The 16,173-nt window shown below is 39.8% G+C and carries 13 protein-coding genes and 1 riboswitch; of the genes, 7 read left to right on the top strand and 6 right to left on the bottom strand.

What is annotated here, in order from left to right; all coding sequences use genetic code 11:
- Positions 1–7: 7 nt before the first annotated feature.
- The 4 genes from murQ to KFZ58_RS17355 all read left to right on the top strand — a co-directional run bounded on the left by murQ (position 8) and on the right by KFZ58_RS17355 (position 4,757).
- On the top strand, positions 8–892 hold the full coding sequence (gene murQ, locus KFZ58_RS17370; RefSeq protein WP_235792540.1) for an N-acetylmuramic acid 6-phosphate etherase: 885 nt from the start codon (positions 8–10) through the stop codon (positions 890–892).
- Positions 893–912: 20 nt separating this feature from the next.
- Positions 913–2,292 (top strand): PTS transporter subunit EIIC, encoded by a 1,380-nt coding sequence (locus KFZ58_RS17365; protein ID WP_235792539.1) that lies wholly within the window; start codon positions 913–915, stop codon positions 2,290–2,292.
- An 86-nt stretch (positions 2,293–2,378) separates the two neighbouring features.
- Entirely contained in the window at positions 2,379–3,449 is a 1,071-nt protein-coding gene (locus tag KFZ58_RS17360) for a DUF871 domain-containing protein (protein ID WP_235792538.1), read from the top strand.
- A gap of 291 nt (positions 3,450–3,740) precedes the next feature.
- Positions 3,741–4,757 carry a serine hydrolase domain-containing protein gene (locus KFZ58_RS17355; protein WP_235792537.1) on the top strand — a complete coding sequence of 339 codons (1,017 nt, stop codon included), beginning with the start codon at positions 3,741–3,743 and terminating at the stop codon, positions 4,755–4,757.
- Positions 4,758–4,812: 55 nt separating this feature from the next.
- Here KFZ58_RS17355 and KFZ58_RS17350 read toward each other — a convergent pair whose 3' ends face one another.
- The gene (locus KFZ58_RS17350; RefSeq protein WP_235792536.1) at positions 4,813–5,451 is read right to left on the bottom strand and encodes a CadD family cadmium resistance transporter; all 639 of its coding nucleotides are present in this window, start codon (positions 5,449–5,451) and stop codon (positions 4,813–4,815) included.
- Between the two features lie 209 nt (positions 5,452–5,660).
- Between KFZ58_RS17350 and KFZ58_RS17345 the strand changes: the two genes are divergently transcribed.
- Positions 5,661–6,617, top strand: a complete 957-nt coding sequence (locus KFZ58_RS17345; RefSeq protein ID WP_235792535.1) for an arsenic resistance protein — start codon at positions 5,661–5,663, stop codon at positions 6,615–6,617.
- 322 nt (positions 6,618–6,939) lie between these two features.
- Here the strand turns inward: KFZ58_RS17345 and KFZ58_RS17340 are convergent, their stop codons facing one another.
- On the bottom strand, positions 6,940–8,562 hold the full coding sequence (locus KFZ58_RS17340; protein WP_235792534.1) for an ABC-F family ATP-binding cassette domain-containing protein: 1,623 nt from the start codon (positions 8,560–8,562) through the stop codon (positions 6,940–6,942).
- A gap of 431 nt (positions 8,563–8,993) precedes the next feature.
- On the opposite strand from KFZ58_RS17340, the gene KFZ58_RS17335 reads away from it, so the two are divergent.
- Complete coding sequence (locus tag KFZ58_RS17335) at positions 8,994–9,614, top strand: hypothetical protein (RefSeq protein ID WP_235792533.1); 621 nt, start codon at positions 8,994–8,996, stop codon at positions 9,612–9,614.
- 90 nt (positions 9,615–9,704) lie between these two features.
- Here the strand turns inward: KFZ58_RS17335 and KFZ58_RS17330 are convergent, their stop codons facing one another.
- The 3 genes from KFZ58_RS17330 to KFZ58_RS17320 all read right to left on the bottom strand — a co-directional run bounded on the left by KFZ58_RS17330 (position 9,705) and on the right by KFZ58_RS17320 (position 13,267).
- Positions 9,705–10,343: a YpmS family protein gene (locus tag KFZ58_RS17330; RefSeq protein ID WP_235792532.1), complete on the bottom strand. Its 639-nt coding sequence runs from the start codon at positions 10,341–10,343 to the stop codon at positions 9,705–9,707.
- A 5-nt stretch (positions 10,344–10,348) separates the two neighbouring features.
- Positions 10,349–11,257, bottom strand: a complete 909-nt coding sequence (locus KFZ58_RS17325) for an SGNH/GDSL hydrolase family protein (RefSeq protein WP_235792531.1) — start codon at positions 11,255–11,257, stop codon at positions 10,349–10,351.
- Between the two features lie 285 nt (positions 11,258–11,542).
- Complete coding sequence (locus tag KFZ58_RS17320; RefSeq protein ID WP_235792530.1) at positions 11,543–13,267, bottom strand: PLP-dependent aspartate aminotransferase family protein; 1,725 nt, start codon at positions 13,265–13,267, stop codon at positions 11,543–11,545.
- 117 nt (positions 13,268–13,384) lie between these two features.
- Positions 13,385–13,501, bottom strand: a riboswitch (SAM riboswitch).
- Between the two features lie 211 nt (positions 13,502–13,712).
- On the opposite strand from KFZ58_RS17320, the gene KFZ58_RS17315 reads away from it, so the two are divergent.
- Complete coding sequence (locus KFZ58_RS17315) at positions 13,713–14,564, top strand: nuclease-related domain-containing protein (RefSeq protein ID WP_235792529.1); 852 nt, start codon at positions 13,713–13,715, stop codon at positions 14,562–14,564.
- Between the two features lie 677 nt (positions 14,565–15,241).
- Here KFZ58_RS17315 and rarD read toward each other — a convergent pair.
- Entirely contained in the window at positions 15,242–16,144 is a 903-nt protein-coding gene (gene rarD, locus KFZ58_RS17310) for an EamA family transporter RarD (RefSeq protein WP_235792528.1), read from the bottom strand.
- Between the last annotated feature and the right edge of the window lie 29 nt (positions 16,145–16,173).

Below are 16,173 nucleotides of genomic sequence, written 5' to 3'. Positions count from 1 at the left end.
TGAAAAAATGCTAAATCAATTAACAACAGAAACTAGAAACGCGCAAACGATAGATATAGATACAAAATCTATTAAAGAAATCCTGCAAACGATGAACCAGGAAGATCAAAAGGTTCCATTAGCTATTGCTAGTGAGATTCCACAAATTGAAAAGGCTGTCAATTCCGTTATCAATTCTTTTCATCAAGGTGGCAGGTTAATTTATCTTGGTGCTGGGACAAGCGGTCGTCTAGGTATTCTAGATGCATCTGAATGCCCCCCGACCTTTGGTGTATCAAAAGAAAAAGTTCAGGGTTTAATTGCGGGTGGTTTGAAAGCGATTACGGATGCAGTGGAAGGTGCTGAAGATAGTGAAGTTTTAGGAGGTGATGACCTGAAATCCATTTCATTAACGAAGAATGATACAGTCGTTGGGATAGCTGCAAGTGGCAGAACCCCCTATGTAATGGGTGGTCTCAAATACGCAAATCGGATTGGTGCCAGTACCGTCAGTATTAGCAACAACAAGGATTCAAAAATAGGAGAAGTCGCCAGTGTTGCCATTGAAGCGGTAACAGGCCCAGAAGTTCTCACCGGTTCTACTCGATTAAAAGCGGGAACTGCTCAAAAACTTGTTTTAAACATGATTACCACCACAGCTATGATAGGTATCGGCAAGGTTTATCAAAATTTAATGGTAGATGTACAGGCAACCAATCAGAAATTAACCGAACGATCCAAGCAAATTATCATGGAAGCAACAAATGCTGACTATGAAACAGCAGCAGATTATCTTGAAAAAGCGAATCATGAAGTGAAAGCAGCAATTGTTATGATTTTATTAGACTGCAACTTTGAACAAGCAACAGAAAAATTAAAAGAGTCAAAGGGACGTATTCGTAATACGAAATAATACAACTAGGAGGAGACCTGATGAAAAAAGAGGAGAAACTGGCCAGAGACATACTGGATCAAATTGGCGGTGAGGAAAATATTCGTTCCTTTACCCATTGTATGACCCGTCTGCGCCTTGATTTAAAAGATGATCAAAAAGCTGATGTGAAACAATTAAAACAAACAGATGGTGTCATGGGTGTCGTTGAAGATGATACCCTGCAACTTGTGATAGGTCCTGGAACGGTCAATAAGGTTGCAGACCATGTTTCCAATATCACGAACATAAAAATGGGTGAAGAATTGGATGTGGAAGAAGATGATCCTGCTAAAATGAAAAAAGCAGAAATCAAAAAGAAAAATAACACACCGATGAAAAATTTGCTGCGGAAAATTGGTAGCATTTTCATCCCATTAATCCCTGGTATTGTTGGTTCTGGTATCATTAATGGTATCGCAGGAGTGCTAGTCAATTCAGGCGTCGATACGACATTAACATGGATGCAAATACTTACTGTACTGGGCGGAAGTATTTTTGGTTATTTAGCTATTGTCGTCGGTTGGAATACAGCGAAGGAATTTGGCGGTACACCAGTGTTAGGTGCTATCGCAGGTATTATAACCATGAATCCGGCCCTGGCAGACATTACAGTGTTTGGAAACGAATTATCTCCTGGTTACGGCGGGTTAATTGGTGCAATGTTTGCTGCGTGGCTTATGGTAGTTTTTGAAAAGCTGTTTAGAAAAATCATCCCAAGTGTTGTCGATATTATTTTCACTCCGGCTCTTACTATATTAGTGGTTGGCATGTTGACCTTAGTTGTTGTACAGCCAGTTGCCGGTGTTCTCTCTACTGGAATTACATCCGGAATTAATATGATTTTAGATTTGGGCGGTATCTTTGGCAGTGCGGCTGCGGGGGCTGTCCTGGCAGGGTTCTTCCTGCCTTTAGTGATGGTAGGTCTGCACCACGGGTTAACGCCAATTCATTTGGAATTAATTAATACGTTTGGAGAGACTGCATTACTGCCAATTCTGGCTATGGCTGGAGCAAGTCAAGTTGGTGCAGCTATTGCCATTTATACGAGAACAAAAAATAATCGTCTTCGTAACGTAATTAAAGGCGGGCTTCCAACTGGGTTTCTGGGAATTGGTGAACCATTGATTTACGGTGTTACCCTACCACTCGGACGACCATTCTTAACAGCTTGTCTTGGTGCATCAGTTGGTGGGGCCTTTCAGGCGATTATGAATACAGCATCATCGGGTATTGGGATTTCCGGTATTCCATTAATTCCGCTGATTACCGATAATCAGTTCCTAGTATACTTTTTCGGCCTAGTTATCACGTATATAGCAGGATTTTTATTCACGTATTTCTTCGGATTTAAAGAGGAAATGGCGGATAACTTAGATTAAAGAATAAGGGTGCTTGAGCCTGTCGAAAAAAGGAGGGATTTATTTTATCCCTCTTTACTATATTGATTTGAAAGGTGTGGACATAAATGCTCGGAATTTCCATCTATTTATCCAATTTATCCATAGATCAACAAGAGACTTATATCAAGAAAATGAATCAACTGGGCTTCACCAGTATTTTTACATCCTTGCATATCCCTGAAGACAATCCAGAAACATATAAAGAAAGCTTGTCTAAATTAGGCAAACTCGCCATCAAATATAATATGGAATTGATTGCCGATATCTCGCCTGAATCATTAGACTATCTTGGATTTTCCTGGGATAATGCTGATCAATTGAAAGAATGGGGACTAACCGGCTTGCGTATTGATTATGGAATCTCCGATGAAACAATAGCACAGTTATCCCATAAAATGATCGTTGCCTTAAACGCAAGTACCATTACATCAGAAAACATAACCCATTTACGAAAATACGGTGCAAACTTCTCATCGCTTGAAGCATGGCATAATTACTACCCGCGACCTGAAACTGGCTTGGGTGTGGAAGATTTTAATGAAAAAAATCACTTTTTGAAATCAGAGGGAATCAAGGTCATGACATTTATTCCAGGAGATGGGGAACAACGAGGCCCCCTCTTTCAAGGACTGCCAACGATAGAAGCGCATCGAGGTCAATCAACGTTTTCATCTTTTATGGAGTTACAACATAATCCATGGGTAGACAAAATATTCATTGGTGATCCATCTGTCGGTGATATGTCTGAAGATAAATTTGCCAACTACACGGATCGTACGGTTTTAGTCAGAGCCAAAAGCTTTACCAGCAATCAACGTGTTAAAAAAAGCTTAGAAGTGAAACAGACAAATCGTCTCGATGCAGCAAGGGACGTCATTCGTTCCGCTGAATCCAGACAATACGGACTTATTGGTGACCTTCCCGTTGAGCCACATCATACCGTAGTGCGAAAAGAAGGATCCATTACTGTAGATAACGAAAACTATGGACGGTACCAAGGTGAGATTCAAATTACAAAACGCACACTTCCAGCCGATGAAAAGGTGAATGTCATTGGTCAAGTTATGGAGGAAGACAGGCCCCTATTGCCATTCATTAAAGGTGGAATGGCCTTTCAAATCGAATGGGTGGAATAAGTATTACTAGTGCACGAATTGAATATTGATAAATTAACTTCAGCGGCTTCATCCTGTAGGTAGGGAGGAGCCGTTTGTTGAATTAAGGACAATTTTGCGGTTATCTGTCGGATAGCTGTATACCTTAAAATTACTTTTAAAAATTTCAAAAATATGTTACTATTTTTGAAAAGGGGAGATGAGCGTATGATCCATTATCAAATGTGAAGCATCTAACTAAATGTGGCCTTTTTCTTATTCTTAAATTTGTATAATTAAAACCTGTAAAAGGGGCATTTAGGAGGATTTTAAATGAATAATAATGGTGCAATAAATAAAATACGCAAAATACAAGACAGCATCCAATTTTCTGGAACGTTTTACGCAAAATCAATGGAGCATATTTTAACAGGAAGTTATGGCTTTGCCAATCGCTCTGAAAAAATTAAAAATCAAACAAACACTCGATACGCAATTGCTTCGGGCTGTAAAATCTTCACATCCGTTGCGATTTGCCAACTGGTTGAGAAAGGAAAAATTTCTTTCGATACAAAGGTAAAAAATTGCCTGGATATCGACTTTCCTCATTTTGATGAAGGGGTGACGATTCACCACTTGCTCACCCATACATCAGGAATACCAGATTATTTTGATGAGGATGAGATGAACGATTACGAAGAACTATGGGTGTCCACGCCTATGTATCATATCCGTATGTTGCACGATTTCTTGCCATTGTTTGAAAACCGGAAAATGAAAGCAGACGTTGGTAGCTCTTTTCACTATAATAATGCAGGCTATATTGTCTTAGGTCTTATTGTTGAACATGTTAGTGGGCTTGCCTTTAGTGATTATATCGAGCAATTTATCTTTCAAAAGGCTGGGATGGCTGATTCCGGATATTTTGAAATGGATGAACTGCCGGAGAGAGTCGCTCTTGGTTATATTGAAAAGCCTAACGGCGGCTGGAAGACTAATGTCTATTCACTTCCAGCAAAACCTGCTTCCGATGGTGGAGCCTATGTGACGGCAAAAGATATGATTACGTTTTGGGATGCACTAATGAATCATCAGCTGCTAACGGAAGAAATGACTCGGACTTTATTGCGCTCCCGTGCAGAGGTTATAGAAGATATTTTTAACGGCTACGGAGGGTATATGGAGACGAATCAAAATGGTGTTGTGAAGTATATCTTAATGGGCTATGATCCTGGTGTAAACTTTCGAGCAGTGCATTATCCTGATATATATCTTACCATCGTGGTTTGCTCAAATGAATCTGAGGGTGCCTATGACATGATTAAGGGAATTGAAAACGCAATTTTATAATGTGAAACCGGAAAAGGGGTTAATAATAGCCCCTTTTCTTGCTATCATAAATAAATTACCCTTTATATTTACTGCTACCTGGTAGTTTACAAAAAAGTAAAGTGTTGATTGTACCATTCTCATACATAATATATAGCCCTAAACCGATGAACACGATGGGAACAATCCAACGTTCGTATTCTTCGATTTTTTCCGAGATATAATTCACAGAAGCAAGTCTATAACTGAAATAGCATAATACCCCCACCATGACAAAAAAGACTAGCATTACAACCGGTATTTCAATCGCGTTTAACGTAGTGAAATATGGTATATAAATGGAAAAGTCATCTGCGCTAGAAGCTAATACGATAAAGGTTACCGTTAAATAGAGTTGATTAAAACGATTGGAAGATAAAACAGATAGGAGATTATTTTCATCTGCGTCTTCCTCTCCTTTAATCCATATTTTCACACCTAAATATATTGGCAAAAGCCCAAGGAGGCCTACAACCCATTGTTGAGGGACGAAATTGACACCATAAGCTGCTAACAGACTTACTGACACGATAATTACAGTGCCTAAATATTGTCCAATCCAAATATGTTTCATTTGACCTTTTTTTAATTGCGAAAATAGAAGGATTAATATAATCAGGTAATCAATACCTGTGGCTATATAAACTGCAATAGCGGTGAATATCGTTGCAATCATTTTTTCATCTCCAATATATCTGGGTACAAACGTCTTTAATACTTTTTCTTCTCCATTCTATAATTACATATTGTCGTGTAATAGTAGCTTTGTCAACATACGAAGTTCCATAAAAGATAACGCGAAATAAAAGCAATAATTACTAGATTATATTATACTAATTTGTAGGAAAATCACAGTTACCTTTTTAAAAGAAAAGAGATATATTTATGGGGACGTTAGATAAACTACAAACTTTTATTATACTATTTGCTGTTGGTTTAGGTCTTTTAGTAGGACAGGCGGACATCACTGAAAACGATGCGGATACTTTCGTTGTTCCGTTTCTTTTCTTGATGCTATATGGATTATTTTTAACGATTCCACTGCAACAGTTGAAGGAGTCCTTTTTGAATAGTAAATTCCTAGGGTCCAGCACAATCATTAATTTTATATGGACTCCAATTCTAGCTTGGGGGTTAGGAGCTGTTTTCCTATCGGATTATCCTGCTTTATGGATTGGTTTTATCATGCTTATGGTGACACCTTGTACAGATTGGTACCTCGCGTTTACAGGAATTGCAAAAGGAAATGTATCTCTTTCAACATCAATTTTACCAATTAATTTAATTTTACAGGTCGTGCTTCTGCCTGTATATTTACTCTTATTTGCTGGAACTATTGAAACGATACCCATATCGACGCTTATAGAAAGTATAATGATTGTCTTGGTTATTCCTTTCATTCTTGCGCATCTAACGCGATTCTTATTAAGAAGAAGAGAATCAATTTTAAACAACAAGGTTATTCCTTTTTTCGCCAATGCCCAGATTTTCTTTTTAGCCTTGGCCATTATGGCAATGTTTGCTTCCCAAGGTTCTTATCTACTTGAAAACCTTGAAGTCATTTACATATTAATAATACCAATTTTGATGTTTTTTGTTATTAACTATGTGATAGGGCGCTTGGTCGGAAGGTTCTTAAACTTTTCCTATGAAGATTCGGTTAGCTTAAGTATGACGATTATAGCCAGAAACTCACCGGTTGCATTAGCTATAGCTGTCACAGCATTTCCAGACCAGCCACTCATATCCCTAGCTCTAGTGATTGGCCCTTTGATTGAGTTACCTGTACTTGCCGTTGTTTCTCAAGTTCTGCTTTTTACAAGGAAAGAGAGAAGGAAATGAGGATAACCCTTACTTTTTATTTCTTGATAGGGCCAGTTAAATGAAAAATGAAATGGAAATTATATTAACCTTGTTCAACAATATGATAAATCCGGCACGAACGCAGGTATTTATTCCGCGTGCAAGCCGGCTCGTCCCGCGGAGGTAGGTATTTGTTCCGCGGACAGAGCAGTTTGTCCAGCGTACGTGAGCATTCGTTCCGCGCACAAATCGGTTCATCCCGCGCACATGTCGAATTGTCCAGCCACTAGCATTTTTTCAACGCCGGCCCCCAACCGCCAGCACTAAAAGAGCGCTCTCCATTAGGAGTGCGCTCTTTTCATTAACTAGCATACATTTGTTCAATTTCTTCCTGCAACTTGCGATCTTGCACATAGTCATCGTAGCTCATTTCTTTATCTATAATGCCATTTGGCGTAATTTCGATAAGGCGGTTCGCTACACTTTGAACGAATTGATGGTCATGTGATGTAAACAGGATCGATCCTTTAAATCGGATTAAGCCATTATTTAAGGATTGAATCGACTCCAGGTCCAAGTGATTTGTAGGTTCATCCAATACGAGCACATTTGCACCGGATAGCATCATTTTTGATAGCATACAGCGAACCTTTTCGCCACCTGATAGCACATTTGCCTTTTTTAGTGCTTCTTCGCCGGAAAACAACATTCTTCCCAGGAAGCTGCGCAGGAATGTCTCCGTCTGATCTTCTGGAGAATATTGACGAAGCCACTCGACCAATGGCAGATCATTATTTTCAAAAAATGCAGTGTTATCTTTTGGAAAATAGGACTGCGATGTGGTTACGCCCCATTTATATGTGCCCGCATCCGGCTCCATCTCGCCCATTATAATTTGAAATAGGGTCGTTTTGGCAATATCATTTTTCCCGACAAACGCGATTTTATCATCCTTGTTCATGGTAAAACTCACATTATCCAGCACTTTTTTGCCATTGATGGTTTTCGTTAATCCGTCAACACGCAGCAAGTCATTACCGATTTCGCGATCTGGTGTAAAGGCGATATACGGGTATTTACGGGATGATGGTTTAATATCATCCAGTGTGATGCTGTCCAGTAATTTCTTGCGTGACGTTGCCTGCTTAGATTTCGATGCATTGGCACTAAATCTGGCAATAAAGGCCTGCAGATCTTTAATTTTTTCTTCTTTTTTCTTATTCTGTTCCTGAGCCATTCTGTTTGCCAGTTGGCTGGACTCATACCAGAAATCATAGTTTCCGATATAAATTTGAATTTTCCCATAGTCAACATCGGCAATATGTGTGCATACTTTATTTAAAAAGTGCCTGTCGTGTGACACGACGATTACCGTGTTTTCAAAGTTAATCAGAAACTCTTCCAGCCACTGAATGGCATGGATATCAAGTCCGTTTGTTGGCTCATCCAGTAGTAAAATATCGGGATTGCCGAATAAGGCTTGAGCAAGCAAGATTTTTACTTTTTGGCTTTCTGTTAATTCATTCATTTGTTTCATATGAAGGGATTCATCGATTCCGAGCCCTTTTAGTAGAACAGCAGCATCTGATTCTGCTTCCCAACCATTCATTTCAGCAAATTCGCCTTCCAGTTCAGCAGCACGCATGCCATCTTCTTCTGAAAAGTCGGGTTTCATATAAATAGCGTCTTTTTCCTGTTTCACTTCATATAATTTTTCATGGCCCATTAAAACAACTTCCAGCACCTGCTCATCTTCATAGGCGAAGTGGTCCTGTTTTAACACGGCAATTCTTTCTCCGGAGGACAAGGAAATACCACCGGATTGCGGTTCTATTTCGCCTGATAATACTTTAAGAAAAGTGGATTTACCGGCACCATTTGCACCAATTAATCCATAGCAGTTACCAGGGGTGAATTTTAAATTAACATCTTCAAATAACTTCTTACCACCATATTGTAAACTTACATTAGAAACATTAATCATCGATTATGATATTCCTCCAATAAAAAATAGTACACAAGATTAGCTTACGGCATTTCTTCGGTTTCGTCAACGTTTAGTGGTTGAATGGGGGGAGAGGAAGGCGAAAAGGGAGGGAGCTGTTTTAAAACGAGGTAGGGAACGGTAAAACGGGAGAGAGGCTTTTCAAACCGGGAGAGGGAAGCACTAAACCGGGAGAGAATCGTGCCCAAACGGGACACAACCAGTCCAAAACGGGGGTGAACCTCCAGTAAGAACACTGAATACATTTTAGTTGCCAATTTTTTAAATAATAGTAAAAAAGGGTGTATTTTTATGTGAAAATATGTAACAATAAGGTGTCATCAAATAAAAAACACTGCTCACGTACTAAGTAACGAGATTACCGAAAACCTGCCGTATTAAAAAATAAAAGGGCGATGAGGGGAGATTTGATGGGAGAAAGGACGATTTACTTTCTTTTTACGGATACAGGAACCTATTTATCCAAGGTGATTAATTTCTGTACAAATCAATCACTAAATCATGTATCAATCAGCTTTGATCCGAAATTAAAAGAGATATACAGCTTTGGGCGGAAACAGCCACGTAATCCATTTATTGGTGGATTTATACGGGAGGACCCCCACAGTGATTTTATGAAAAACTCGAATTCTGCTATTTACAGCTACACGGTTTCTGAAAACGACTGTGAAGTAATTATCCATCATATAAAAGAAATTGAAGCAAAGAAAGAAGCGTATAAATTTAATTTTATTGGTCTTCTTGGTGTCTTATTCCAATTTGAAATTAATCGCAGGAATGCCTTATTTTGTTCCCAGTTTGTGGCGACGGTATTACGGGATCTAGAGACATTTCAGTTTATGAAGCCTGCATGCTTTACGACGCCTGCTGATATTCGAACGCATGAGGGCATGCAACTGATTTATCAAGGAAAACTCAGCGATTACTTCATGGATACAGAGAGAAAATTAGTGAAGCGTAAGCAAAAATTGCAAAAGCAATCAGTAATCTTATTATTATCCGCAAAAGTGAAACGATTTGTTATCAGATGAGAAGAGCCATACACTAGGTGTAGCGGTTCTTTTTTTAATGAAAAAAGCTGAACCCATCAATTTTCGGTAGTGCTGGTTCAGCTTTTCCTATTATGGTTCTATCTGGTCAATGCCTAATGTCCGATATGGAATTCGAATATTAAATGCGATATTATTTGCCTCCAAATCAATATGTTCCACACTGACTTCAAAGTTACTACGCAGGTCCATGTCGGTAACCGCAACATAAATTTCCTCATCTTGTGGGTTGATCGTTACCCATTCAGGCATTGATAAATATTGTTCCATATATGACATAATTCTTTGATTCGGTAATTCCAATAATCCAAGCGAGATTGATCTTTGTTCTAAAATGAGATCCCCATTTTCTTGCACGAGTGGTTCTAAATGAACGGAAAGTGGCACAGTACTGGAAAATACCGGCAACTCGCCAATTAAATGGACATCTTCCTCAAGGGAGATGCTATACTCGTGACCTGTGTTCGATAATGCCTGATCTATATAGGCATTGATCAATTCATTCAAGTTATTTTTGGTCGTTCGAACCGTAAACTCGGAGCTTTCTTGTGCTTCCTGCTCCTCATTTGATGGAAAGGTGTTCTCGGAAACAGGCCAGAAAATGAGTGCGACGATGACCAGCAAAAAAAGGACATTCACACTTAATAAACCATAAAATAATCGTTTCCATTTATTTTTATTCGATTGATGGAGTTCTTTTCGTTGTGACATCGCGCTCATCCTTCTTCATTAGTTAAATAATCCATCACCCTTCTTGCCATTCGTTGATAGCCACGATCATTTGGATGAAAGTTATCGTCTGCGAATAAATCTGCGTCTGGATCATTGAATAAATCGACTGTTGGGATGAATGTGATAGCCGCGTCTTCCTCGGCAATGTCACTTCCGGTTCTATTCCATGACTCCACAATCATACCAAGTTCTTCAATATCCTGAAAGTATTGTTCGAAGGGGTTATAAAATCCTAATAAATATATATCGGTGTTCGGATTTATATTTTGAAGCTTGGTAAAAATTTGGTTGAGCCTTTCTTCATAATTGACCCGTTCCTCTCTAAACTCCTCGATCGTTAAGTTCGTAAAATTTTCCCTGAATACTTTCATGATATCATTTGCCCCGATCGTTATTAAAACAATATCCGCTTCTTCAATTGCGTTGGAAACTTCCGGATTATCCAAGCGTTCCAACAGCTGATCTGATCGATCGCCGCGTATGCCAAAATTATCAAATGACACAATTTGGTTTTCAGCATTGATAGCGCGATCCAGTATTTCAACATAACCGCCCTGGTCATCACTGCTTCCGACCCCTTGTGTTAGGGAGTCGCCAACAGCAACAATGTGTGTGTCTCGATTGGTAAAGAAATCAACTGTTTCCTGAAACGCCTCGAAAATTGTCGTTGAAAACTGCCTCTGATCAGTTTCATCACTTTGTTCGGTTTCTTCCTCTTCTTCCTGCGGTTCTTCATTAGCTTCTTCGTTTGTCTCGTTTTGAGTTGTTTCTGTCTCATCACCTGGCGGAGGCGTTATATTATCTAAAGTTGCGGTAGGTCGATTGATTAATGCAAAAATTCCTGCCCCAATGATAAGAACAAAAATCGCAATCATAAAATTTTTCTTCTTCATGTTTACCACACCCGGCTGTTATATTATACGTATGAATTAGTATATTGTCTCATGTCGCAAATAAATTCGAAAGTATTTTTAATATACCTTTGGATTGATCTTATCATACTAAAAAATCGCCTTCTGTGAAGGCGATTTTTAATGCTTTTTCCTTTATAGAGAGAAGTTAAACTTAAATTGGATGACTTCTTGTGGGGAGGAAGTTTCGCCCAGGGCGAAAGAATCAACCTCAGGGCAGAAATATCAACCCCAGAGAAAAACCTCACCCTAAGCATTTACAACAACTTACACTTCCAACGGATCCGCTACTTTACGGTTATTCCTCAGACGGACCGCTTCTTCATACGGATTTTTATTCGTAATCACGGTAATCCCTGCAGCACGTGCATTTTCTAATGTTTGATCATTCGTATCCGGTGCTTCCACTAACAATATTTTTCCCTGTTTATTGATAAATTGCTCAATGGTTGATTGCGGTAGCTGTTTGTTGTTCACCCATACGGCATCCACTTCTTCAGGAATGTCCTCCAGCTTCGACTCACCATTGATAGGGATAACGCTGAATCCGAGTTTTGCCAGTTGCTTGCCGCTTTTATCAAGTTTGTTATCAGAATCAGTCACAGTTGCAATTACTTTTTTACGAGCCCCTCCATCTTTACGATCAAATGGGGAAGTAAGCAGCCATTTTATAGCATCTTCTTCCGTAGCTTCAAAAAGTGGCGGCTGATCCACAGCTTTGGCAATGGCTTGATCTAGATCGACTAAAATATCTTTCGGTGACTCAATGCCAATCGATAGGCGGACTAATTCTTCCGTTGTTCCGCTTTTTTCTAAGTCCTCCGCGCTTAATTGTTGATGTGTGGTTGATGCTGGATGAATAATGAGTGATTTTGCATCACCGACATTAGCAACATGGGACCAGAGTGTAACATTATCAATTAACTTTCTGCCGGCATCTCGGCCGCCTTTGATACCAAACGTGATAACAGAACCGAATCCCTTAGCAAGATATTTTTTCGCAAGCTGATGGGATGGGTGCTCTTCTAGCCCTGGGAAATTAACCCATTCTACAGCTGGATGTTTTTGTAAATAAGCTGCGACCTCTTCGGCATTTTTATTATGACGCTCAATACGCAGATGCAATGTCTCCAACCCCTGAAGGAATAAGAACGCACTTTGTGGACTCAGGGACGCACCGATATCACGCAGGAGCTGCACACGTAATTTTGTCGCATAGGCTGCTGGCCCCAGATCAACATAGCGGAGGCCATTGTAGCTTGCGTCGGGCTCGGTAAAACCAGGGAAGCGTCCGTTGCCCCAATCAAATCGGCCACCATCCACAACGACACCGCCGATTGTTGTACCATGCCCACCAATCCATTTTGTCGCAGAGTGGACGACAATATCTGCACCCCATGTTAGTGGTTTTGTGCCATATGGCGTGGCAAACGTATTGTCAATGATTAAAGGAATATTGTTTTCATGTGCGATTTCGCCAACCGTTTCCACATCAAATATATTCAGACTTGGATTTGTAATAATTTCAGCGAAGACAGCCTTTGTTTTATCTGTAATAGCACCTCGAATTGCTTCAGGATCCGTGCCGTCAACGAATTTTACATCGATACCGTAACGAGGCAATGTATTTGCAAAAAGATTGTACGTTCCACCATATAAATTACTGTCAGCGATGATCTCATCACCTGAACCAGCAATATTAAGAATGGAAAGTGTAATTGCTGCCATCCCGGATGATGTTGCGACAGCCCCGATTCCATCCTCAAGTTGTGCCATCCGAGTCTCAAAAGCATCGACAGTCGGATTCATAATACGGCTGTAAATGTTTCCTGGTTCTGCTAGGCCAAATAAATTCTGCGCATGTTCCGTATCGCGAAATACATAGGATGTTGTTTGGTAGATTGGCACAGCCCTTGACCCAGTTGCAGGATCCGGTTCTTGGCCCCCGTGAAGTAATACTGTTTCCGGATTGTGAAATTGAAAGTTAGACATGAATAATTCCTCCTTGGATTTTTGGCAGTAGTGCCGCTTTTTAACGTATCTGGGAGGAAGAGGGGATAAATAAATAACCCCCTTCCTAAGAAGAGGGCGTATATGTAAACGATCCTCCTCTTATCTTCCAGACCAATGTTGATCTGTAGGATTTAGCACCGTAAAAGGCAAATTGTGTTGCCTTCAGGTTGCCGGGCATCAAAGGGCCTATCCCTCCGCCACTCTTGATAAGAGATTAATTTTTCTAAATTACTGAACAGTATAACGGTAATTTGGATGGAATGTCAACCGTTTTGGGGAATAAATTTTTATTTAATTGAATTCAATTAAACTTGATAAATTGGGTGTTTTTTCATACTATTAGTTTAAAAAGAATGAGAGGAAGTAGAAAATGACGGTTACCGAATCGAGAGAATTGCAGCTCCTCCGATATTTAGATATGCGCATGCATCTATCAGATACGGATAAGCAATACTATGTAATCCTTGAGAAGGGATATGAAGGTGAACAAAAATTTGCAGCACGATTGGAGGGATTGTCGGACAGGCTAATCATATTACATGATTTATTGCTTGAATGGAATAATACTTTTTTTCAAATTGATACACTGATCATTTATGAAAATTTCATCCATCTTATTGATGTGAAAAATTACGAAGGGGAATTCTTTATTGAAAATGAAAGATGGTACACAAAATCAAAAAAGGAAATTAAAGATCCCGTCTTGCAACTGACGCGATGCGAATCCTTACTCAGACAATTACTCCAACATCACGGTGTTAACCTTCCAGTCAAATCACACATCATTTTTATCAATCCCGAATTCACATTATTCCAAGCATCTATAGACGTGCCTATTATTTTACCCAGTCAACTCAATCGTTTCCTAAGACAATTAAGCAGAAGTTCATCAGGTGGAAATAAAAATATAAAAATTGCTGAAATGCTAGTAAAGCTTAGTGAAGATGAATCCCCATTCACTCGTATACCCAATTATGACTATGCTGAACTGAAAAAGGGAATAACCTGCCTTGCATGTAATTCCTTTTTGTTATCTGTAAAAGATAGATACATAGTTTGTGATAGCTGTGGCCATGAAGAGGACACGGATGCTTCTATATTAAGGAATGTAGGTCAATTTCAATTGCTATTTCCTAATGAAAAAATAACAACTACAGTGATTCATGATTGGTGTAACGAAATTAAATCAAAGAAAACGATTAGTAGAGTATTGAACAAAAATTTCATACGTATAGGTCATGGAAAATACTCCTACTATGCTGAATGCGGCGATTAGACCTTTTATGGCTACCGCTTTAGCTCCTTTTCTTAGATTTAAGGTAGCCATGAACGGTTCATGTTAACGTTAGGGAACATGTTCAGGATTACGGTAGCCATGAACGGGTTATGACGACGTCAAAGGGGATATTTTCGGGTTCGCGGTAGCCATGAACGGGTTATGACGACGTCAAAGGGGATATTTTCGGGTTCGCGGTAGTCATGAACGGGTTATGACGACGTCAAAGGGGATATTTTCGGGTTCGCGGTAGCCATGAACGGGTTATGACGACGTCAAAGGGGATATTTTCGGATTCACGGTAGCCATGAACGGGTTATGACGACGTCAAAGGGGATATTTTCGGGTTCGCGGTAGCCATGAACGGTTTATGACGACGTCAAAGGGGATATTTTCGGGTTCGCGGTAGTCATGAACGGGTTATGACGACGTCAAAGGGGATATTTTCGGGTTCGCGGTAGCCATGAACGGTTTATGACGACGTCAAAGGGGATATTTTCGGATTCACGGTAGCCATGAACAGCTCATGACAACGTTAAAGGTATCATTTTCGGATTCACGGTAGTCATGAAAGGTTCATGTCGACGTCAAATACATCTTTTCCTGATTTATTGTCGCCATGAACTTCTTATGACGCTCATTCCTGCCCCTTTTCCAACCCCAGTCATACAGATGACTTATTTTTCACGAGCCTCCCGCCTAGCACCACCCCGCTTATATCTTGAACTCATATAAATAAACAAAGCAGACCAAATAAATACAAATGCTACAGCATGCCCGCTGGTAAAGGGTTCTTCGTATAGAAATACGCCGAGAATTAACATGATCGTTGGGGCAATATATTGCAGAAAGCCGACCATCGCTAGCGGAATTAGCTTAGCTCCGCTTGCAAATAACAGCAATGGAACTGCGGTCACGATTCCTGCGCCGATTAACAGAAAATTCACAGGTGAGACCAGATTTTCCAGTGTAAAAGCACTGTCAGGAATGGCGAATAAATAAAGACAGGCAATCGGTGTGACGATCATGGTTTCAATGGTCAGGCCGAACATGGCGCTAACGTCAAGCCTCTTTTTCAATAAACCATAGAACCCGAAAGTAAGCGCTAGAATGATAGAAATCCATGGAAATACACCAAAACTGAATGTTAGGTAGATGACGCCGATACCCGCAAGAATAAAGGAGAGCGCTTGTTTTCTTGTGACTTTCTCTTTCAGCACAATAATCCCCAGTAAAATACTGATAAGTGGATTAATATAATATCCCAAACTTGCTTGAATGACGTGATCACTATTGACTGCCCATATAAATGTGAGCCAGTTCAAACTGATGAAAATAGATGCAAGGGTTATGCCGAGCAGTCTTTTCTTGTTTCTGATAATGACGTTCAATTCCTGTATAAAAGGAGTCCATTTTCGTAAAATCAATACAATGCCAAGCATGAAAATAAATGACCAGACAATACGATGTGCCAGTGTCTCCCCGGGAGGAACGTCCTCAACCAATTTCCAATAGATTGGCAGGAATCCCCATAGTACGTAAGCCAATGCTGTATATATAATTCCGAGATTGTTTTTCATATAGCGCCCTCCGTCATTATAGTAAACTA

The sequence above is a fragment of the Virgibacillus sp. NKC19-16 genome (assembly GCF_021560035.1).
GTDB lineage: Bacteria > Bacillota > Bacilli > Bacillales > Amphibacillaceae > Virgibacillus_L > Virgibacillus_L salidurans.
Note: the sequence above shows the minus strand (reverse complement) of the source record. Positions and strands in the feature narration are given on the sequence as shown.